The 20507-nt window shown below is 71.2% G+C and carries 18 protein-coding genes; 5 read left to right on the top strand and 13 right to left on the bottom strand.

Features of this window, described 5'->3' with window-relative positions; all coding sequences use genetic code 11:
* The first annotated feature begins 35 nt into the window (after positions 1 to 35).
* From ACTWQR_RS38065 to msrB, 4 genes are all read left to right on the top strand, one after another.
* Entirely contained in the window at positions 36 to 839 is an 804-nt protein-coding gene (locus ACTWQR_RS38065) for a pyrimidine reductase family protein (protein WP_443231818.1), read from the top strand.
* A gap of 137 nt (positions 840 to 976) precedes the next feature.
* A complete protein-coding gene (locus tag ACTWQR_RS38060) occupies positions 977 to 1450 on the top strand; it encodes an indole-3-glycerol phosphate synthase (RefSeq protein ID WP_443231817.1) in 474 nt (157 codons plus the stop codon).
* A 76-nt stretch (positions 1451 to 1526) separates the two neighbouring features.
* The gene (gene murC / locus ACTWQR_RS38055; protein ID WP_443231816.1) at positions 1527 to 2918 is read left to right on the top strand and encodes a UDP-N-acetylmuramate--L-alanine ligase; all 1392 of its coding nucleotides are present in this window, start codon (positions 1527 to 1529) and stop codon (positions 2916 to 2918) included.
* A 28-nt stretch (positions 2919 to 2946) separates the two neighbouring features.
* Positions 2947 to 3354, top strand: coding sequence for a peptide-methionine (R)-S-oxide reductase MsrB (msrB, locus tag ACTWQR_RS38050; RefSeq protein ID WP_443231815.1), 408 nt, complete (start codon positions 2947 to 2949; stop codon positions 3352 to 3354).
* Between the two features lie 363 nt (positions 3355 to 3717).
* On the opposite strand, the gene ACTWQR_RS38045 is transcribed toward msrB, so the two are convergent.
* Genes ACTWQR_RS38045 through ACTWQR_RS38035 form a run of 3 tightly spaced genes read right to left on the bottom strand, consistent with a single transcriptional unit; the run spans position 3718 to position 8665 of the window.
* On the bottom strand, positions 3718 to 5007 hold the full coding sequence (locus ACTWQR_RS38045) for an alpha-glucoside ABC transporter substrate-binding protein (protein WP_443231813.1): 1290 nt from the start codon (positions 5005 to 5007) through the stop codon (positions 3718 to 3720).
* A 53-nt stretch (positions 5008 to 5060) separates the two neighbouring features.
* Positions 5061 to 6311 carry a hypothetical protein gene (locus ACTWQR_RS38040; RefSeq protein ID WP_443231812.1) on the bottom strand — a complete coding sequence of 417 codons (1251 nt, stop codon included), beginning with the start codon at positions 6309 to 6311 and terminating at the stop codon, positions 5061 to 5063.
* The gene (locus ACTWQR_RS38035; protein ID WP_443231811.1) at positions 6308 to 8665 is read right to left on the bottom strand and encodes a tetratricopeptide repeat protein; all 2358 of its coding nucleotides are present in this window, start codon (positions 8663 to 8665) and stop codon (positions 6308 to 6310) included. The genes ACTWQR_RS38040 and ACTWQR_RS38035 overlap by 4 nt, the downstream gene beginning before the upstream one ends.
* A 212-nt stretch (positions 8666 to 8877) precedes the next feature.
* Here ACTWQR_RS38035 and ACTWQR_RS38030 point away from each other — a divergent pair, with 212 nt between their 5' ends.
* Positions 8878 to 9909 carry a medium chain dehydrogenase/reductase family protein gene (locus tag ACTWQR_RS38030; protein ID WP_443231810.1) on the top strand — a complete coding sequence of 344 codons (1032 nt, stop codon included), beginning with the start codon at positions 8878 to 8880 and terminating at the stop codon, positions 9907 to 9909.
* 53 nt (positions 9910 to 9962) lie between these two features.
* Here ACTWQR_RS38030 and ACTWQR_RS38025 read toward each other — a convergent pair whose 3' ends face one another.
* The 10 genes from ACTWQR_RS38025 to ACTWQR_RS37980 form a co-directional block, all read right to left on the bottom strand.
* On the bottom strand, positions 9963 to 10328 hold the full coding sequence (locus ACTWQR_RS38025; protein ID WP_443231809.1) for a hypothetical protein: 366 nt from the start codon (positions 10326 to 10328) through the stop codon (positions 9963 to 9965).
* Positions 10329 to 10485: 157 nt separating this feature from the next.
* Positions 10486 to 11100, bottom strand: a complete 615-nt coding sequence (locus ACTWQR_RS38020; RefSeq protein WP_443231808.1) for a GTP-binding protein — start codon at positions 11098 to 11100, stop codon at positions 10486 to 10488.
* Complete coding sequence (locus tag ACTWQR_RS38015) at positions 11087 to 11443, bottom strand: DUF742 domain-containing protein (RefSeq protein ID WP_443231807.1); 357 nt, start codon at positions 11441 to 11443, stop codon at positions 11087 to 11089. Before ACTWQR_RS38015 ends, ACTWQR_RS38020 begins: the two co-directional genes overlap by 14 nt.
* A gap of 1 nt (position 11444) precedes the next feature.
* Positions 11445 to 11873, bottom strand: coding sequence for a roadblock/LC7 domain-containing protein (locus ACTWQR_RS38010; protein ID WP_443231806.1), 429 nt, complete (start codon positions 11871 to 11873; stop codon positions 11445 to 11447).
* 11 nt (positions 11874 to 11884) lie between these two features.
* The gene (locus ACTWQR_RS38005) at positions 11885 to 14359 is read right to left on the bottom strand and encodes a sensor histidine kinase (protein WP_443231805.1); all 2475 of its coding nucleotides are present in this window, start codon (positions 14357 to 14359) and stop codon (positions 11885 to 11887) included.
* A 220-nt stretch (positions 14360 to 14579) separates the two neighbouring features.
* The gene (locus ACTWQR_RS38000; protein ID WP_443231804.1) at positions 14580 to 15602 is read right to left on the bottom strand and encodes a substrate-binding domain-containing protein; all 1023 of its coding nucleotides are present in this window, start codon (positions 15600 to 15602) and stop codon (positions 14580 to 14582) included.
* A gap of 204 nt (positions 15603 to 15806) precedes the next feature.
* A complete protein-coding gene (locus tag ACTWQR_RS37995; protein ID WP_443231825.1) occupies positions 15807 to 16859 on the bottom strand; it encodes an ROK family protein in 1053 nt (350 codons plus the stop codon).
* A gap of 32 nt (positions 16860 to 16891) precedes the next feature.
* Positions 16892 to 18667 (bottom strand): dipeptide ABC transporter ATP-binding protein, encoded by a 1776-nt coding sequence (locus ACTWQR_RS37990; RefSeq protein WP_443231803.1) that lies wholly within the window; start codon positions 18665 to 18667, stop codon positions 16892 to 16894.
* The gene (locus ACTWQR_RS37985) at positions 18664 to 19548 is read right to left on the bottom strand and encodes an ABC transporter permease (RefSeq protein ID WP_443231802.1); all 885 of its coding nucleotides are present in this window, start codon (positions 19546 to 19548) and stop codon (positions 18664 to 18666) included. The genes ACTWQR_RS37990 and ACTWQR_RS37985 overlap by 4 nt, the downstream gene beginning before the upstream one ends.
* A complete protein-coding gene (locus ACTWQR_RS37980; protein ID WP_443231801.1) occupies positions 19545 to 20504 on the bottom strand; it encodes an ABC transporter permease in 960 nt (319 codons plus the stop codon). The genes ACTWQR_RS37985 and ACTWQR_RS37980 overlap by 4 nt, the downstream gene beginning before the upstream one ends.
* Positions 20505 to 20507 lie beyond the last annotated feature (3 nt).

Raw genomic sequence — 20507 nt, 5'->3', positions numbered from 1 at the left:
TCACCCACTCTACGGGCCGTGCCACACTGCACGATATGCGACGCCTGTTCCCTGTGACGGACGAGACAGCGGCCCGGACCCCGGACGGGGCCCCCGATACAGCGGGGGCGGACCGGGAGTGGGGGCTGGACGAACTGGCCGAGGTGTACGCCTATCCCTCGGTGCCCTCAGCGGGCGGGCCCTGGCTGCGGGCCAACATGGTCTCCACGCTCGACGGCGCCGGCCAGCACGAGGGGCGTTCGCAGCCCATCTCCGGCGCCGCCGACATGCGTATCTTCGGCACGCTGCGGGGGCTCGCGGACGTGGTGGTGGTCGGTGCGGAGACAGTGCGCCAGGAGGGTTACCGCCCGGCACGCGCGCGTGAGGAGTTCGCAGCGCTCCGGGAGGCGGCGGGGCAGGGCCCGGCGCCCGCGATCGCCGTCGTGACCGCCAGCCTCGACCTGGACTTCTCGCTCCCGCTCTTCACCTCGCCCCTGGTGCCCACGCTGGTGCTCACCGGGGCCGCCGCGGCCCCCGACAAGATCGCCACCGCCGAGAAGGCGGGCGCGCGGGTCGTCATCGCCGGGGACGGCGTGGGCGTGGACCCCGCACGGGCCGTACGCGCCCTCGCCGACCTCGGTATGCGCCGCCTGCTGACCGAGGGCGGGCCCCGGCTGCTCGGCCAGCTGGTCGCGGCCGGAGTCCTCGACGAACTGTGTCTGACGGTGTCCCCGATGCTCACCGCGGGAGACGCGCAGCGCATCGCGGGCGGCCCGGCGGTGGCGGTGCCCAGCCGGTTCGAGCTGATGTCGCTGCTGGAGGAGGCCGGGTTCCTCTTCAGCCGCTACCGTCGGATCTGACACGTAGGCGGGCGGAATCACCCGTTCCGTTCAGCTTTCGCTGGGCACACTAAATCTCGCAGTCCCCGTGCTGTCACGGGGCAGGATGGTTTCCGCAGGGGCCTACTGACGGCCCACGGATGAGAAGGGCGCCTGTCGTGTTCACAAGCGTATTGATGATCGAGAAGGCCCTGACGTCCGCCGATGTGGAGTTCGTCACCACCTTGCACGGCGACGAGCAGGTCGCCTTCCATGTGCTGCTCCAGCCCCGTGGTGAGCAGGCCGACCGGCTGCTGCGGGCCATCGACGACGTCGCGCTCGGCGAGCTGGACGAGGCGGTCCGCGAGGGCGAGACGCCGGAGGGCGAGGAGGCGATCGGGCAGGGGCAGCGGGCGCTCGAAGTGTCGCTGGTGGCCCTGCGCTCGTCCGGCAACGACGCGGAGGGCCGGCTCATCGAGGACCACCCGCTGGACGCGCTCAAGTCCCTGGTCGACGAGATCCAGGCCGACGAGGTCATCGTGCTGACCGACCCCCACTACGTGGAGGAGTTCTTCCACCGCGACTGGGCCTCCCGGGCCCGCCACAAGGTGGGCGTACCGGTACTGAAACTCTTCTCGCACAGCAAGGCATAGGCTTGGGCCCGCGCCTCCGGCGCCGGAGGACGTGACACTTCTTCCGGATCCGTAACACTTCTTGGGAGACACACGCATGGCACCCGGCCTTCCTACCGCCATGGACCGACCGCACTTCATCGGCATCGGCGGCGCCGGAATGTCGGGCATCGCGAAGATCCTCGCGCAGCGCGGGGCCAAGGTGTCGGGCAGCGACGCGAAGGAGTCCGGGACCGCCGAGGCCCTGCGCGCGCTCGGCGCGACCGTCCACATCGGACACGCGGCGGACCACCTGGCGTCCGACGCCACGTGTGTCGTCGTCTCCTCGGCGATCCGCGCGGACAACCCGGAGCTGGCCCGCGCCGCCGAACTCGGCATCCCCGTCGTCCACCGCTCGGACGCCCTGGCCCGCCTGATGGACGGACTGCGCCCGGTCGCGGTCGCCGGCACCCACGGCAAGACGACGACGACGTCCATGCTGGCGGTGTCGCTGTCGACCCTGGGCCTCGACCCCTCGTACGCGATCGGCGGCGACCTCGACGCCCCCGGCTCCAACGCCCTGCACGGCGAGGGCGACATCTTCGTGGCCGAGGCCGACGAGTCGGACCGCAGCTTCCACAAGTACGCGCCCGAGGTGGCGATCGTGCTCAACGTGGAGCTGGACCACCACGCCAACTACGCGTCCATGGAAGAGATCTACGAGTCCTTCGAGACGTTCGCGGACCGGATCACCGAGGGCGGCACGCTGGTGATCTCGTCGGACCACGAGGGCGCGCGGGAGCTGACGCGTCGCCTCATCGCCGCTGCCGTACGTGTGGTGACGTACGGCGAATCGGAGGACGCGGACGTCCGTGTGGTGTCCGTCGTCCCCCAGGGCCTGAAGAGCGAGGTCACGGTCCTGCTTGACGGCTCCTCACTGACCTTCGCGGTGTCGGTCCCCGGCCGCCACTACGCGCACAACGCGGTGGCGGCGCTGGCGGCGGGTGTGGCGCTCGGCATCCCGGCGGCCGAGCTGGCGCCGGCCCTGGCGTCGTACACGGGCGTGAAGCGCCGACTCCAGCTGAAGGGCGAGGCGGCGGGCGTCCAGGTCATCGACTCGTACGCGCACCACCCCACGGAGATGACCGCCGACCTGGACGCGATGCGGGCGGCCGCGGGTGACTCCCGGATCCTGGTCGTCTTCCAGCCCCACCTCTTCTCGCGCACCCAGGAGCTGGGTGTCGAGATGGGCCAGTCCCTGGCTCTCGCGAACGCCTCGGTGGTCCTCGACATCTACCCGGCCCGCGAGGACGCGATTCCCGGCGTGACGAGCGCGCTGATCATCGACGCGGCGCGGGCGGCGGGCGCCGATGTGACGCACGTCCACGACAAGGCGGACGTCCCCGCGGTCGTCGCGGGAATGGCCAAGCCGGGTGATCTCGTTCTCACCATGGGCGCGGGCGATGTGACGGACCTCGGCCCCGAGATCCTGGCCCGCCTGTCGAAGTAGCCGTACCTGTTGTGAGGGGTTGAGCTTCATGTCGTACGACATCGAAAAGCCGGACGAGCAGTGGCGCGCGGAGCTGACCCCGGGGGAGTACGCGGTCCTGCGCAAGGCCGGCACGGAGCCGGCGTTCACCGGTGAGTACACCGACACCAAGACCAAAGGCGTCTACTCCTGCCGTGCCTGCGGCGCCGAACTCTTCACCTCCACGGAGAAGTTCGAGTCGCACTGCGGGTGGCCGAGCTTCTTCGACCCGAAGGACACCGACGCGGTCGAGCTGATCCAGGACCGGTCGCACGGGATGGTGCGGACCGAGGTGCGGTGTGCTCGGTGCGGTTCGCATCTTGGGCATGTGTTCGAGGGGGAGGGGTATCCGACCCCGACCGACCAGCGGTACTGCATCAACTCGATCTCGCTGCGGCTGACGCCGGACGAGGGCTGAGGTTCGGTCGGGCTGTGCTGGAGAGGCGTCTTCCGTCTTCTCGGCAAGCTGACGGGGGCGGGCAGTACGGTATCCGGCGTACAGCCCGACTCGTCTGCCGCTACCTGCGGCTATACCTGGGAAAGGGCCTCTGATCGGGGACGGATGCTCTTTCCGATCCTTCGGGGACTTGCTGCGTCAGGCGGTGAAAAATCCCTCGGAAGTACCTCGGACCGCGCTGAAAGTCTCTGAAAAGTCCCTGGAGCGGAGGGCTGGCCGAGCTTCTTCGACCCGAGGGACCGGTGGGGACCGCGGCGCCGACCCTGCCTTCTTCCACCGGACGGCTCCCCGGACAGCCCCCGGAGGCCCCCCGGCCAGGCCCGCTCACCCGCCCGGGCCCGCGCAGATACCCTCCGGTGGCCGGAACGAGCGGTCGCCGGCCGACTCCGCGTTCACCTGGACGCGTACGGTGTCCAACTGCTGGAGCAGCGAGGCGAGATGCTGCTCCGTGGGGTCTCCGAAGAACTCGAGGACCGCGCGGTGGAAGGCGTCCCGGAGTTCGGGCGGCATCACGTCCGAGGCGTCGAAGCAGAGGGTGCGGGCGTGCGAGTTGAGCAGGGCGTCGATCTCCTGCTCGGTGGGGTTCCCGGGCACCGTGGGCGCCGGGCCGGTCGTGTTCGGGAACAGGGGGCGTACCGCGGGGTCCGCCTTCGCCCGCCAGCGCTCCCGTCCGGTCGGGCTCGACAGCCGTTCCACCAGTTCCTGGGCCGCCGGGTCGTCGCTGAAGACGGCGGCCATGTCGCCCGCGACCTCGAACGCGTCGCGGTACTCGGCCCGCCCGCCCAGGAACCGGGCCGACGGCTCCACGCGGACGTCGTCGCCCGCGTACACGTACCGGATGAAGGCACTCTGGTGTTCGTGCGTGCAGCCGCCGAAGCCGGGGGAGTCCAGTAGGCCGCGCGGTTTGTCGGGTCCGGACGCGCCCTCGTACGAGGTGGTCAGGGACTGCTCGATCGACGCCTCGGAGCGGTCGCCGAGCAGCCGTGCCCAGGTTGTCCAGGCCCGCCGGACGGCCGGGTCGCGCCAGCTCAGGCGGCTCGTGGCCCACTCCGCGTAGAGGGCCGGGCCCGCCTGGTGGAGCAGGATGTCCTCGATCCAGTCGGTGCCGGGCCAGCCAGAGGTGGCCTGCGAGGCGAGCCCCACGCACCACGTCGGGTCGTCGCTCGTGTTGCTCGGGGTGTCCTTCTTGCTCCACACCAGGCTCTTCAGGTCGACCTTCAACGGCACCCAGTACGTACGGCGTTTGCCGTCCACGAGCAGTGTCGGCGCCCACGGCGGGTACGCGCGCTCGGCGGTCTCCTCGGCGAGGGGCTTCAGCTGGTCGCGGCGGGCGTACTCGGTGAGTTCGCCGATGCTGTTGAGGATCGCCACGTCCGGCGGGGCGTCCGCCTCCAGTTGCGAGACGAGCGTCTCGCGCAGTGAGCGGGTGCCTTCGTACGTGTACGTCCTGCCGGTCCCGTCGTCGAGGCCTTCGAGTGCGGCCTCGAAGGCCTCGCCCTCCTTGCCGGTCCACGGGCCCAGCACGACGAGCGGGTCGGGGTCGTCCGACGTGCAGCCGGAGAGGAGGAGGGGGAGCAGGCAGACCGCGAGCAGGGCGCGCGGGACACGGCTCATGGCGCGCGGGACATGGCTCACCCGAAGGCTCGCGCGACGGCTCGTACAACGGCTCATGAGACGGCTCCCGGGCGGGCGACCACCAGGTACTCGCGGCGGTAGGCGTGCAGCGCGCCGCCGACGAGGCCCGCGCTGACCAGGCCCGCGGGGAACACGAAGGGGGCGACCCCGTCAAGGAAGGCGAGTCGGCCGTCGGACAGACCGTCGTCGATCCGGTCCTCCAGCACCTCGATGGCCCGCGGATCCGGGCCGTCGAAGGGGCGCTCCTCGACGACCGTCTCCGTTTCGGGGGAGGTTCGCTCGGCGAGCGCGTCCGCCACGGGGACGGCCTCCGCCTGCGCTTGCCGTGCGAGCAGCGCGTCGGTCGTCAGGAGCGGAACGGCGAGCAGAGGCAGGGCGGCGGCCGTGAGCGGGATGCTGAGCCGGATCCGGAAGCGGCGGCGCAGGAAGGACACGGTCCGCCGGAGTCCGGCGGCGAGCAGTACGAGGGCGAGCCCGGAGACGACAGCGGCGGCGAGCACGCCACCGCCCCAGGCGGCCCGGTCCGCCAGCCGTTCGCGCAGCCGCTGCTCAAGGCCCGACACCCGGTCCACGATCGAGGTCGCGCCGGAGCCGGTCGTGGGCCGGCACGGCGGGTAACGGTCCCCGCTGTGCGCGGCGGCGACCGGGGCCGAGCAGAGCATGCTGCGCGCGTACGTGAGCTCGGCGTCCCGCAGGACCGGGTCGGTCGCGTGTCCCTGGGCCTGGCCGATCCACCCCGTGTAGTCCACGACCAGCGCGGACACCACACGCAGCTCCTGCTCCTCGGCCACGGTCAGCGCTCCGCCGCGCGTGACCTGGTTCAGGCTCTGGGTCGCCCGCGCCACCCGGGTCCGGTACCGCTCGCTGAGCCCACTGAGCTCCGCCGCCCGCCCGTCGGCCAGGTTCTCCTCGGCCTCGCCCTGCGCGATGAACAGCGACGCCTTGGCGTTCGCCAGATCGACCAGTGCGGGCGCCAGCCGGTCCCGCATATCCGCGGAGTCGCCCCGCACACCCGCGTAGGCCCACCCGAACGCCCCGAAGGCCACGACGGCGAGCAACGGCAGCGCGACGAGCCGGTCCCGCAGATACCCGCGGTTGCGACGGCCGGCCGTCGACGGCCACGCGTAGCGCCAGACGCGGCGGGCGAGTTCGGCGGCGACGGCGCGTGCGGCCCGGGCACCGCGCGGGAGACGTGAGGGCCGCGGGGCATCGGCCTCCGCAGGCGCAGGCGCAGGCGCACGTGCACCGCGGGCCGTGCGCCGCGGCCACCCGGCTCGTCTCACTCGCGGGCCGTCCGGGTGTTCGTCTCCGGCGACGCGTTCCTCCCCGGCGGCGACGTGTCGGCGCTCTTCCCGGGCGACGGCGTATGGGCGATCGTCCGGAGCCAGGTCGTGAGTCTCTTTCCGAGCCATGGGCTGTCCCTGTGGTGTCGGAAGGCGGGCGGGCGGACCTCGTAGGCGCGGTCCAGCAGGGTCTCGGCGACGGCCGCGTCCTCGGGATCGGTGGAACGGGCGGCCTGGTGGGCGAGGGCGAGGTAGAGGCGGGACAGGTCCTTGCGGAGGCCGGGCTCGTCGGACGGGAGGCCGAGCCGTACGTCGGCTCCCGCGGCCAGCGCGTCCAGGCCCGCTTCGTCGACGGCGCCCCGTGCGAGCGCGTCCCGCACGGCCTCCCACACCTCCGCCGTCATACGGACCCGGGCCTGCTCGTCCGTGAGCCCGTGCGCGTGGAAGAGCCGGGTCAGCCGCTCCAGCACCTCGCGGAGCCGCTCCGCCGTCTCGTACGGGCGCTCGGCGGTGCGCACATGCTCGACTCCGATACGAACAGCGGCCGTACGCGCCGCGGTTCGATGCCGCGAGTGCTGAGGCACCGCGTCGAGCGCCCGCACGGCGTCGTCCCACGCCCTCTCGCCGCGCAGCGCGAGGCGCGCCCGCACCGCACCGAACGCCGCGCTGCCAAGCGACGGGTTGCGCAGCCGCACGGCCTCGTAGAACGTGAGCGCCTCGTGCCAGCTGTCCAGGTGCTCGGCGCAGTGGCCGAGGGCGAGCTTCGGCGCGTACTCGCCCGGGATCGCCGCGAACACCCGGTCGAAGTGGTCCCGAGCCGTGGCCACTTGGTCCCGGGCGAGCGAGAGCAGCCCGCGGTGCCAGTCGAGCCGCCAGTCGTACGGGGCGCGCTCGGGTCCGATCAGCGCCTGCGCGGACCGCAGTTCCCGCTCGGCGGCTTCGGTCCGGCCGCCGGGGATCCTCAACCGCAGGCGGCAGCGCAGCAGATGGACCTCCGGCGAGTCCTGCCAGTCCCCGGTGTGCTGCAGCAGCGCCTCCGGAGCGGCGTCGGCCAGCCTGCTCAGCTGTGCGTGGTGCTCGTCGTGCGGGTCGGGCCGCGGGACGGGCAGCCGCTGCGCGACCTCGGCGGGCGACGGTGGCGCGTACGGTGCGGGGGCGTCCGGCGCGGCCCACCGTGCGAGGGGCGGCGCGGACCCGAGCGCCCCGTCGAGCGCGTACGACGACTGGAGGAAGAGCGGCGACGGTTCGAACGTCTCCATCCCGGTCCGCAGCGACCGTAATTCCCGGAAAACTCCCCGTAGTTGCTCCTCCATCTCCCGCGCGGTGGCGAACCGCCCGGCCCGTTCGCTCCGGGTCGCGCGGTGCAGCACTCGGGCGAGCGACAAGAGGCCGACTCCGCGGGGAGCGGGCGCCGTCATCAGGTCGGCTTTCGGGAACCCGGGAGCGCCGGGGCCGTCCGGTGTGCCGAGCCGGCTGAGTACGTCCAGGCAGCCCAGCTCCGCCAGATCCGCCGGCGATTCCCCCAGCCCGCTCAGCCGCCGCAGCGTCTCGCCCAGGCTGAACAGGTCGTCCTGGCCGGTGGATTCGCCGTTCGGACCGACGGTCGGAGCGCGAAAGCCCTCCGTGGCGTGACCGGGGAGGCCGGCCGCGCGGACGCTCCCCACGTCGATGATCTTCGTCGTGGTGCCGTCGTGCATGACGTTGTCCGGTTTGAGGTCGCCGTAGACCTTGCTGGGCCGGTCGGCGTGCAGATACCCGAGCGCGGCCAGGATCCGCACCCCGTAGGCGAGTACGAACTCGTGGAAGCGGCCGCCGCCGAATTCGGCCGGGTTCACCTGGGCGCGGGCCCGTACCTCCTCCAGCGTCAGCCCGTCCACGTACTGGAGGACGAGGAAGTCCCCGACCTTGGGATGAGGGTGATGTCCGTAGTTGAAGACGCGGATGATGTCGCCGTGGCTGAGGTCGACCAGGGCCCGCCGCTCCTGGGCCAGGGCGCCCGCCGCGACCGCCGCCTGCTCGGGGTGCACGATCTTGATGGCGACCTCGCGGTTGTCGACCTTGGTGTCGAGCGCCAGGTAGACCTCGCCCATCCCTCCGTAGCCGAGCTTTCGGATCAGCTTGTACTGCCCCGCGAGGAGCTGGTCCTGCGGCAGCGGGAGCTCGTCCGGGTCGCTGCCGCGGGACACCGCGCGCTCCAGCAGCGTGATGGTGGGCAGCAGGGTCGGGTCGGGTTTCTCCTCGGGGAGCTCGACCTGTGCGGCCCGCAGGAACGGCGGGGCGACGACGAGTGGCCCGAACGACGCGCTGGAGTCCGGCAGTTCACCGGATCCGTCCGTGCCCGAAGCCCCCTCCATGCCTCCCGAGGATAGACGCGGCATGCCGGGAATGACCCCGTGCCGGTGGGGAGGTGATGTGTCCGAGTGGCTCGGGAGACAGGGTGGCAGGGTGGTTAGAGGGTCTCACTCGTGCGTGGCCCTACAGGAATTGCTTGACATCTTCGCGAATATCAGTCACTGTAGTTACAGCTTCTAACGAACAAGTTGGCGCATCACTGATGGAGGTAGTCATGGGTACTGCGGAGCTCGTCGAGGTGGTCCTTCCGGGCAAGGTCGAGCCGGAGGGGCTCGAACTTCGGTACGGGGCCGTCCCCGCGCCGGCCGCGGGCCAGGTCGTCGTCGCCATGGAGGCGACCGGTGTCTCGTTCGCCGAGCAGCAGATGCGTCGCGGCCGCTACTACGACCAGCCGCCCTTCCCCTTCGTTCCGGGCTACGACCTGGTCGGTACGGTGCTCACGGCCGGCGAAGGCGTGGACCCCGGCCTCGTCGGCAGGCGAGTGGCCGCGTTGACCAAGACCGGCGGATGGGCCAGCCATGTGGCCCTGGACGCGGCCGACGTGGTGCCGGTGCCGGACGGCGTCGGTGCGGCGGAAGCGGAGACCGCGGTGGTCAACGGCATCACCGCGTGGCAGATGCTGCACCGCAAGGCACGTGTGCGGGCCGGGCAGACGATCCTCGTCCACGGCGCGAACGGCGGCGTGGGCACCCTGCTGGTCCAACTGGCGCGAACGGCGGGCGTCCGGGTGATCGGCACGGCCTCCGCCCGCCACCACGACGCGCTGCGCCGGCAGGGCGTCACCCCGATCGACTACCGCACCGAGGACATCCCCGCCCGGGTCCGGGAACTCGTACCCGGTGGTGTGGACGCCGTCTTCGACCACGTCGGCGGGCGCAGTGTGACCGACTCCTGGCGGCTCCTCGCGCCCGGCGGCACGCTCGTCTCCTACGGCAGCGCCGCCACCCGCGACGACTCCGGCTCCAAGCAGTGGCCCGTCATGAAGATCCTGGGCCGGGTTTGGCTGTGGAACAGCCTGCCCAACGGCCGGCGCGCGTACTTCTTCAACGTCTGGGCCGGAAGCGCCTTCGGCAAGGACCGCTTCCGGGCCCGCCTGCGCGCCGATCTCACCCAGGTCTTCGCGGCATTGCAGCGCGGCGAGGTCACCGCCCAGGTCGCGGCCCAGTTGCCGCTCGCCCGGGTCGCGGACGCCCTACGGCTGGCCGAGTCGGGGACCGTCGCCGGAAAGGTCGTACTGACACCGTGAGTCGGGCCCGGACCCGGCAGTTGCCGGCGCGCGCTTCCACGACCCCGAGTCCGTCACGGCCGGATCGGCAGCCACAGCTCGATCCGGTCGTGCCGGCGGTAGAACTCGACCAGGGGGCGGAGCTCGTCGGCCGGCGACATCGACTGCAGCTCGGCCATCCCGTCGGCGATGAGCCCGTAGACCTGGGGAGGCTCGCCGACGAGCAGCCCGCGCAGGTACCAGCCGCCGGCCAAGGTGCCCACGCTCAGGCCGAGGCTGTCCGGGCTGTCGTTCTCCTTGATCGGTGTGCAGACCGTGTAGGTGTTCCGCTGCTCGTCGATCCGCGCGTAAATCTTGCGTCCGCGTACCCCGACCAGCTGCTCGAACGACGGCCAGAGCCGTTGGATGCCGGCCAGCTCATCGGCGGTGGTGCGCTGCATGACGGTGACGTCCGGCCGCTGAACTCGCCTGGGCGGAGCGGGAAATACCGACGATGTCGATGAAGTCATGGTGCGCATACAAGCACTCGGCACTGACAGCGCGGACCCGAGCCAATGGCCTACCGAACTCGCCGCTGATCCCGAACGGTTGTGAGCGTCACAGGCTCCCGTTGGATCCGCCGCTTCCGTTGCTCTGGGCGGAGGTGGCGATCAACTGGTCGATCAGGGCGATCAGTACGTCCCGGCACGACTCGCGGTCCCGGGCGTCGCAGAGGAGGACGGGGGTCCCTTCCGGCAGGGCCAGGGAGTCGCGGATCTCCTCGGGGTCGTACGGATGCTGGCCGTGGAAGCCGTTGACGCCGACGACGAACGGGATGTCCCGCCGCTCGAAGAAGTCGATGGCGGCGAAGCTGGACTCAGGCCTGCGTACGTCGATGAGGACCACGGCACCCAGGGCGCCGATGGCGAGGTCGTTCCACATGAACCAGAACCGCTGCTGTCCGGGCGTGCCGAAGAGGTAGAGGATCAGTTCCTGGCTGAGCGTGATCCGGCCGAAGTCCAGGGCCACGGTCGTGGCGTGCTTCTCCGGTATGCCGTGGAGGTCGTCGACGCCCAGACCGGCCGAGGTCAGCGATTCCTCGGTGCGCAGCGGAACGATTTCACTGACCGACCCGACCATGGTCGTCTTGCCGACGCCGAACCCTCCGGCGATCAGGATCTTGACCGTGTCGGGTGCCGAAATCCCCTGGGTGACGGGGTCAGAGCCGACCAAGGCCGTCCCTCACTTTCTGCAGCAGGTCCATGTCCGAGGTTCGGGAGATCTGGCGCGGGGCGTGGGCGGTGATCAAGCCCGCTTCCAGCAGGTCGCACAGCATGATGCAGACCACGCTCACCGGCAGATCGAGCTGGGCGGCGAGTTCCGCCACCACGACCGGCTTCGCGCACAACCGCAGGATCCGCGCGTGTTCGGGCTGCGGCCGGCCGATCCGGTCGGGCGGCGGGTCCACCGCGGTGACCGACGTGATGAGGGTGAAGTCGGCGCGGCTGGGCCGGGTCCGGCCGCCGGTCAGCGTGAACGGCCGTACGAGACGGCCGGCCGCGTCGCCTCCGTTCACCTCACTCGCCGTTGTCCGTGGTGGCGATGCCGGCCCGGGGTGCCGCGCTGAGGTGCTCGCCGATCTTCTTCACCAGCATGTTCATCTGGTACGCGACCACGCCGACGTCCGCGCCCTGGTTGGTGAGTACGGCGAGGTGGGCGCCAGGGCCTGCCGTGCTGAGTATCAGATAGCTGTTGGCCATCTCGATGAGCGCCTGGCGCACGGGGCCGCCGCGGAAGTCCATGCTGACGCCCTTGCTGAGGCTCATCAGGCCGGACGCGGTCGCCGCCAGCCGCTCGGCGTCGTCGCGCAGGAAGCCCGTGGACCTGCTGACGACCAGTCCGTCCTCGGAGAGCACGACGGCGTGGTTCACCTCGGCGACCCGTTCCACCAGTCCGGTGAGCAGCTGGTCGAGCTGGCTGTGCGTGGCGGGGATGGGGCGTGTCATTTCTCTGTCCTTCATGAGCGGTCCGCGGGCGGAGTCGAGGTGATGGATGCGCCTTCCGGTGCGGCTTCTTCCCCTTGGTCGTACGTCGTATCCATGGCCGTCGTATCCGTGACCGTCGTGTCCGTGACCGCCGCGTCCGTGGCGTCATCACGCGCCTGGAGCGTTCCGCGCTGGAAACCGGAGAGGGAGGAGGCCGCGCGCTCCGCGGTGAAGTCCTCCAGGGAGCCGTCGGCCTCGGCGGGCTCGGAGTCCTCCCGCAGCTCGGCGGCCAGGCTGGTCTGCGGCACGCGGCGGGGCAGCGGAGTAAGTCCTCCGCGCACACCCGGGTCCGGGTGGGGCTTGCCGGAGGCGGCGGCCGACCGGGACGCGACAGCGGCCGAGAGGGCGTCGGCCGTCCGCGCCCGGGCGACGGGTTGTGCCTCCCGCGAGCGCTCGTGGGTCCCCCGGTCCGGGTCGGGGGCACCGGCGGCGGAGTTCTTCGCGGACCCGGCCGACTCCTGGTCCGCGGAGTCCGCCGAACCCGCCGTCTCCGTTTCGGCGGAAGGCATTTCGAGGGGCTCCCGCACCACGATCTCGTGCGGGAGCAGCACGATCGCGGTGGTCCCTCCGTACGGCGAGGGGCGCAGCGTGACCGCGATGCCGTGCCGGGTGGCGAGCCGGGCGATCACGAACATGCCGAGCCGCAGGTCGTCGGCGAGCGCCACCACGTCGAACTGCGGGGGCACCGCCAACTGGGCGTTGAACGCCGCGTAGTCCTCCTCGGACATACCCAGGCCGCGGTCCTCGATCTCGACGGCCAGACCCTTGGCCACCATCCCGGCCCGCACCCCGACCGGGCTGGGCGCGGGGGAGTACGCGGTCGCGTTGTCTATGAGTTCGGCCAGCAGATGGATGACGTCCGCCACCGCGGGCGGGGTGAGGAACACCTCCTCGTCGGTCTGCACCTCCACCCGCTGGTACTCGGCGATCTCGCCGATGGCACTGCGCAGGATGTCGATCAGCGCGACCGGTTTGGTCCAGCTGCGCCCGGGCCGCTCGCCGCTGATGATGACGAGGTTCTCCTCGTACCGGCGCAACTGGCTCGCGTTGGAGTCCAGTTCGTACAGGCCCTTGAGGATCTGCGGGTCCTGGTGCTCGCGTTCCAGTGCGTCGAGCTTGCTGAGCTGCAGGTTGACCAGGTTCTGGCTCTGCCGGGCGATGCCCAGGATCACCTTCTGGAAGCCGCGTCTCGTGTCGGCGAGCTCCACCGCCGTGTGGACCGCCGTGCGCTGTGCGGTGTTGAACGCCTGGGCCACCTGGCCGAGTTCGTCCCGGCCGTAGTCCAGCGGGGGTGTGGCGGACTCCACGTCGACCGTCTCGCCGCGGTCGAGCCGTGCCACGACATCGGGCAGCCGCTCCTCCGCGAGGCTGAGGGTGGCGAGGCGCAGTCCGCGCAGCCGCCGGGAGAGCGAGCGGGTGATGCGCCACGACATGATGACGCACACCAACAGGGCGACGAGTCCGCCGGCGCTCAGCGAGGCCGCCTTGATCAGCAGTCCCTGCGCCTTGTCGTCGGTGCGTTCGAGCAGTGCCGCCGTCTCCTGGCGGATCAGGGTCGTGTACTGGTCCGAGAGCTTGTCCAGCGCGGTGCCCCAACGTTTCCCCGCGTTCGGCAGAGCGATCTCCCGGTCATCGGTGAGGCCCTTGGCCCGGGCCGCGAGCACCTGGTCCTCGACCGTCTCCACGGCCTTCCACTCCGGGCCCTCGAGGATCCGCTCGGTCTGTGTCTTCAACGTGCCGCGCAGCGAGGGCTGGAGCTGGTCCTGGACCAGCCAGCGCCGTACGTTGACCAGCTGCGTGAAGTGGTCCCACGACTTCTCGTCGACCCGCCCCGACGGCCAGGACAGATGCAGCTGGGCGTCCTCCTGGGAGACCAGCTCCGCCGAGCGCTCAAGGAAGACGAGCGGCCCCGCTTGCGAGGTGAGGTCCCCGTCGTCGACCTGGGAGAGCTCCTGGAAGGCCTGGATCTGGTTGTCGATGATCGAGGTGTACTGGGCCAGTGCCTGGTCGGCGGTCATGTTGGTGCGGTGGTCCACCTGGCCCCGGTAGTACTCCAGGCTCCCCATCGCGGCGATGACCGAGTACATCCGGTCGCCGATCCGCTCGGGGGCCTTCTCGATCGTGTCGGACTGACCGACCAGCTTGGCGACCTCCTCGTCGGTACGTTTCCGCTGCTCGTCCAGGGCGGTCCGGGAGCTGCCGGGGGAGGCCATCAGCACGGCCGACAGGCTGCGTTCCCGCTGCAGCTCGAGCGTCGCGTCGGTGCCCATGGCTCCGGTCGACTTGCTCAGCTCGGTCTGGTCCCGCAGCCGCAGCCCCTCGGAGAACATCTGGATCGTCGTCACACCCCACATGGCGGCGAGGGTGATGCTGGGAACCAGAGCCAGCAGGATCAGCGAGAGTCGTATGGAACCGAGACGGCGCCGGGAACCTCTCCATGGAGACATGGTCGTCCTAGGGCGATCAGCGAGCGGAAGTGGGCAGCGGGGGGAGGGGGAGGGAGTGGGGATGGTCAGCGGGGGAGGGCGGGGTTTTCGGGACGAGCGCGGCGGGTGACCGTGTGTCCCGTACAGCACAAAGGAGTGTGCAGGATGCTATCCGTACAAGTGACCGCACACACAGTGAGTACCCGAAACCTTGGTCACGCCGTTACCTGGGGGCGGCGAATCAGCGCGTCCCGTTGGCCGCGAACTTCGCGACTGCGGCGACGTTCTCCTTGGTGACGAACGCCGGACCGGTGAGCACCGGAGCCTCTCCGCCGCCGCTGAGGTTGCCGTTGGTCTTGTAGAGCCAGAGCGAGTCCACTGCGAGGTAGCCCTGCAGATAGGGCTGTTGGTCCACCGCGAACTGCACGTCTCCGCCCTGCACGGCCTTGACCAGGTCCTTGTTGAGGTCGAAGGTGGCTACTTCGGCCTTGCCGCCCGCCTCCTTCACCGACTTCACCGCCGCGAGCGCGAACGTCGCCCCGTTCGTGACGACTTCGTCGATGGTGGGGTCCTGCCGCACCTTGGCCGTGATGGCCTTGGTCGCCGCGTCGATGTCGGCGCCGTTCACGTAGAGGTTCTCGGTGTCGCCGCCGAACGTCTTCTTCACGCCGGCGCAGCGCGCCTCCAGGCCGACGTTGCCCTGCTCGTGGATGACACACAGGGCGTGCTTGGCGTCGTAGTCGTCCAGTTTGTCGCCGACGGCCCGGCCCGCGACGCTTTCGTCCTGGCCGAAGTACTCCAGCAGGCCCGCCGACTGCCAGGCGTCGATACCGGAGTTTAGGCCGACGACGGGAATGCCCGCGGTTCTCGCCTGGGCGATCGCGCTCTTCATCGCGTCCGGCTTGGCCAGGGTCACCGCGATGCCGTCGACCCCGTCGGCGACCGCGTCCCGCACCAGGCCCGCCTGGCCCGTGGCGGTCGGGTCGTTCGTGTACGTCAGCTCGATGTTGTCCTTGGCGGCCGCTGCCTGCGCGCCCTTCTGCACCAGCTCCCAGAACGCGTCACCGGGGGCGCTGTGGGTGATCAGGGCGACCTTGAGCCGGGGAGTGTCCGCCTGGCCGGCCGGGGCGGCGTCGCTGCCGGAATCCGACCCGCCCGAGGAGGAGCAGCCGGCCGCGAGCAGACAGACGGCGGCGAGGGCGGAGGCCAGGGCCGTACCGCGCGCGGAACTGACGGAAAGGTGACGTGCGGAACGAATGTTCATGATGGAGCGGCACCTCGCTGTGCGGCCGGGCAAGCGGATGGGCAGCGTCAAGTCGGCGCGACGGCCGGCAGGATGCGGACCGACTGTCTGACTATCGCTGGCCGGAGCCAATCGTGTGTGACACCCGGTAGTCAAGTGAGCACCCGCTTAGCCGGAATTGCGTATTTGATCTTGCGGCTGGGCCGAAAGGTGACGATCGGGTGGTCAACCACTCCTGGCCGTGGCCGAGTTGCTGCCATCCGGAAGCGGTCGGCGGGGCTGCTCGAAGCGCTTCCGGGACTCCCGGATCTCCGTGCGTGCGCGGGACGCGGCGCCGATCGCGACGGCGGCGCCGCCGAGCCGCGTCGGTACGACCCGGACCGGGCGCCCGCTCACGGGGGGCTCGGCGGCGAGCGCGGCCAGGATCGGGGGTTCGAGGAGGGCCCAGGCACGGCTGACGCCGCCGCCGATCACGCAGGTGGTGACGTCCAGCATGCCTGCGGTGATCAGGATCGCGCGGGCCACCGCCGCACCGGCTGCCTCGAACACGGCGAGCGCGTCCGGATCGCCCCCCTCGGCCGCCTCGGCGACGGCGCCGGCGGTATGGGTGGTTCGGGCGGTAGCGGCGGTACGGCTTCGCGCCGTCCCACTCCGCTCAGCCCTGTTCCGCTCAGCCGTGCTCCGCTCGCCGTACCGCGCGCCGATCGAACGGCCGGAGGCCAGCGTCTCCAGATGGCCGCGGCCGCCGCAGGTGCACGGGAGGTCCCCGAAGCCCGGGACGTGGCCGATCTCGCCCGCCGCGCCGTGCGGGCCGTCGTACAGCGCGCCGTCCAGCCACAGCGCGCCGCCGACTCCGGTGCCGAGGGTCATCCCGAGTACGTGCGGCTCGTCCGCGACGGCACCTTTGGCCACCTCGCCGCGGAGGAACGCGTTGACGTCGTTGTCGAGGAAGACCGGTACGCCCAGGGCCGCCTCCATCGTCGCCGTCACCTCGAAACCGGCCCAGCCGGTGAAGGAGTCGCTCGCCACGAGGATGCGTCCGGCGCGGGAGTCGACGACGCCCGCCGCGCCGACTCCGGCCGCGAGCAGCCGGGGAGGGCGGCCGCGAACGGATACGCGCGCCAGCAGCACACCCAGTGCGTCGACCGCGGCGCGGACCATCGCCCCGCCGCCCTCCGCCGCCGGCGTGGGCACCTCCAGGCTGTCCAGGACGGTGAGTCCGGGCGTGCAGAGCACTGCCTGTGTGGTCGTGCCGCCGATGTCGACACCGGCGAACACCTCGGGGGCGGGCGGGCCGGGCTCGGTCGCGGTCACGACCGGGCCTCCGTTCCGGCGACGGCGAGCGCGGCCAGGCGTTCCGTACGGCGCAGGCGTTGGAGGACCGGGTCGGGTACGGGCACGGCGGCGATGAGCCGACGGGTGTACTCCGATTCGGGGTGCAGGAGTGTCGTCGCGGTGGTGCCCTCCTCCTCGACGCGTCCGGCCCGCATGACCACGACACGTTCCGCGAACCGCTGGACGACCGCGAGATCGTGGGAGACGAACAGGCACGCGAAACCGAGTTCGTCCTGGAGCTCGGCGATCACTTCCAGGACCGTCTGCTGCACGCTGACGTCGAGGGCGCTGGTCGGCTCGTCGGCCACCAGCAGCCGGGGTTCCAGCACCAGAGCCCGGGCGAGGCTCACCCGCTGCCGCTGACCGCCGGACAGCTCACGCGGCCCGCGGTTCGCCAACTCCCTTGGCAGCCGGACCAGTTCGAGGACCTCCGCGACGCGGGCCCGGCGCTCGGCCGCCGTCATCCTCCGCCGGTGGACACGCAGGGGTTCGGCGACGCACTCCGCCACGCTCATACGGGCGTCCAGGGAGGCCACCGGGTCCTGCAGGACCACGCCGACGCCGGACAGCAGGGCTCGACGCCTGTGCCCCCGGGCCCGCCCGAGGTCGGTGCCGAACAGTGAGACCGACCCGGAGGCGGGCGGTACGAGCCCGAGGGCGACCCGGGCCGCGGTCGACTTGCCGGACCCGGACTCGCCCACGAGGCCGAGGGTTTCACCGGGCCGGACGGTGAGCGAGACGTCCTGAAGGGCCCGTACGGCACGGCGACCGCGACCGAAGCGCACGGAGACGTCGCGCAGGTCGACGACCGGGACGTCACCGCTCCCGACTGGCTTGGCGTCGGCCGGTTCCGGCACGGCCCCGGCACCGGGCGGCTGGGCGCCCCTCTTAGGGGCGCGGGGAACTGCGCGACCAGCCACGGACGGCCCGCACCCTCCAGCCGGCCCCGCCCCCGCCCCCGCGACAGCCAACCGAGGCACCGCCCCCAACAGCCGCTTGGTGTACTCGTGCGTCGGCCGCAGCAGTACCTCCTCCACCGACCCGGTCTCCACGATCTCCCCCTCCAGCATCACCGCGACCCGGTCGGCGAAGTCCGCCACGACGCCCATGTTGTGCGTGACCAGCAGAACCCCTGTCCCGGAATCGGCCGCGAGTGCCCGCAGCAGGTCGAGGATCTCGGCCTGCACGGTGACATCGAGTGCGGTGGTCGGCTCGTCCGCGATGAGCAGGCTCGGGGCGTTCGCGATCGCCATGGCGATGACGACACGCTGCCGCTGTCCGCCGGACAGCTGGAAGGGATACGCGGACGCCCGTGCCGCCGGTTCGGGGATGCCGACCCGGCCCAGCAGTTCGACCGCTTCCCTTGCGGCATCGCGCGCGGAGACCGGTCGGTGGTTGCGTATGACCTCCGCGATCTGCGCCCCGATCCGGGTCAGCGGATCGAGCGCGGTCGCGGGCTCCTGGAACACCATCGAGACCGTACGCCCTCGCAAACCCGCCAACTCGGCCTCGGCGGTGCCGATGACGTCCGTGCCGTCGACCGAGGCACGGCCGGACGCACGCGCGTTCCCCGGCAGCAGCCCCATCGCGGCGAGCGCCACGGTCGACTTCCCGGACCCGGACTCGCCGACCAGCGCCAGCGTCTCACCGGGCCGTACGTGGAGCGAGACCCCGCGTACGGCGGGCACGTCGCCCGTCTCCGTGGAGAAGGTCACTCCCAGGTCCTCGATCTCCAGGATGCTCGTGCTCATCCGCGCCCCCTCACATCGAACGCGTCCCGCAACCCGTCCCCGATCGCGTTGAACGCGCACACGACGAGGATGATCGCGAGACCCGGCGGAACGATCAGCCACCAGCGCCCCGAGTACGCGGCCGTGAGCCCGGCCGACAGCATCCCGCCCCAGTCGGTCGAGGGCGGCTGGACACCAAGGCCGAGATAGGACACGTACGCCACCAGCAGGATCGCGTCGGCCACCTGGAACGTCGCCGCGACGACGATGGTCGAGACCGAGTTCGGCAGGATGTGCCGCCCGATCGCCCGGCTGTGCGTACCGCCGATCGCGCGCAGCGTCAGCACGTAGTCGCGGCTCTTCAGGGTGAGCGTCTCCGCCCGTACGAGACGCGACGGCACCAGCCACGACACCAGGCCCAGGATGACGATCAGCCCGAGCGCGTCCGGGGACGTGATCGCCGAGACGACGAGCAGGATGAACAGCGCGGGGATGGCGATCCCGGCGTCCACGACGCGCATCATGACCGCGTCCACCCAGCCGCCCGCGTACCCGGCGACCGCGCCCCACAGCGTCCCGATGACGGTCGCGAGGAGCCCGGCCGCGAGACCGACGAGCAGCGACACCTTCCCGCCGAACATCAGCCGCCCCAGCTCGTCGTGCCCGACCGCGTCGGTGCCGAGCCAGTGCGCTCCGTTCGGCGCGAGGTTCACCTGGGTGAGGTCCGTGTGAGTCTGGTCGGTCGAGTACAGCAGCGGTCCCACGAAGCAGAAGAGCAGGAAGAGGACGACGACCGCCAGCCCGGCCACCGCGAGCCGGTTCCGCGCGAACCGCCGCACGGAGAGGCGGTAGCCGGTGACCAACTCCCCGTTGACCGCCTGGGTCTGGAGTACGGCACTCATGTCCGGCCCGCCTTCACACGAGGGTCGATGAGCCGCTGGACGACGTCGGCCAGCAGCGTGCCGACGACGGTCGCGACCGAGATGACGAGCACGCAGCCGAGCAGCACCGGGTAGTCGGAGGACTGCGCGGCGCTCCAGAACAGCAGCCCCATTCCCGGGTAGTTGAAGAGCTGCTCGACCACGAGGGCGCCGCCGAAGAGCACGGGCACGTAGTAGCCGAGCATCGCGACGACGGGGGTGAGGGAGTTGCGGAAGACGTGCCGCCGCAGGATCGCGCTCTGCCGCGAGCCACCGGCCCGCGCGGTCCGTACGTAGTCCTCCGAGAGGTTCTCCAGCGTCGCCGCGCGCATGTACCGGCTGAACACGGCGACCATCGACGCGGCCCCCGCGACGACCGGCAGGACCAGCGCGTTGGGCTGCGCGAACACGTCCCCGAGCGTGTCGCCCTGCGGTGCCTGGGAGGGGAACCAGCGCAGGACCTGGGTGAACACGAGAACCAGGACAAGTCCGAGGAAGTACACGGGAGTCGAGTACGCGACGAAGCTCAGCGTCGTGATGACGTAGTCCACCGGCTTGTTGCGCCGGACCGCCTGCCACATGCCGAGCGGGACCGCGAGCAGGAGCCCGACGAGCGCGGACAGCACGGTCAGGACGAGCGTCTTCGGCAGGCGTTGCTCGATGAGCTCGGAGACCGCGGCATTGAGCGTGTACGACGTACCGAGGTCGCCGTGCAGCAGGGTGTTCAGGTAGTAGACGTACTGGACGGGGAGCGAACGGTCCAGGCCCTGCTCGTGGTTGAACGCCGCGATCTGCTCGGCCGTCGCCTGCGGGCCGAGGATCCCGCGTGCGGGACCCCCGGGCAGCGCGTGCAGCAGGCAGAAGACCACGACCGTGACGATGAGGATCACCACGAGGGCCTGGAGGACCCGTCGGGTCAAGTAGAGGATGGTGTCCATGAG

The sequence above is a fragment of the Streptomyces sp. 2A115 genome (assembly GCF_052245575.1).
Taxonomy (GTDB): domain Bacteria; phylum Actinomycetota; class Actinomycetes; order Streptomycetales; family Streptomycetaceae; genus Streptomyces.
This window is presented reverse-complemented; position numbering and strand designations above follow the sequence as displayed.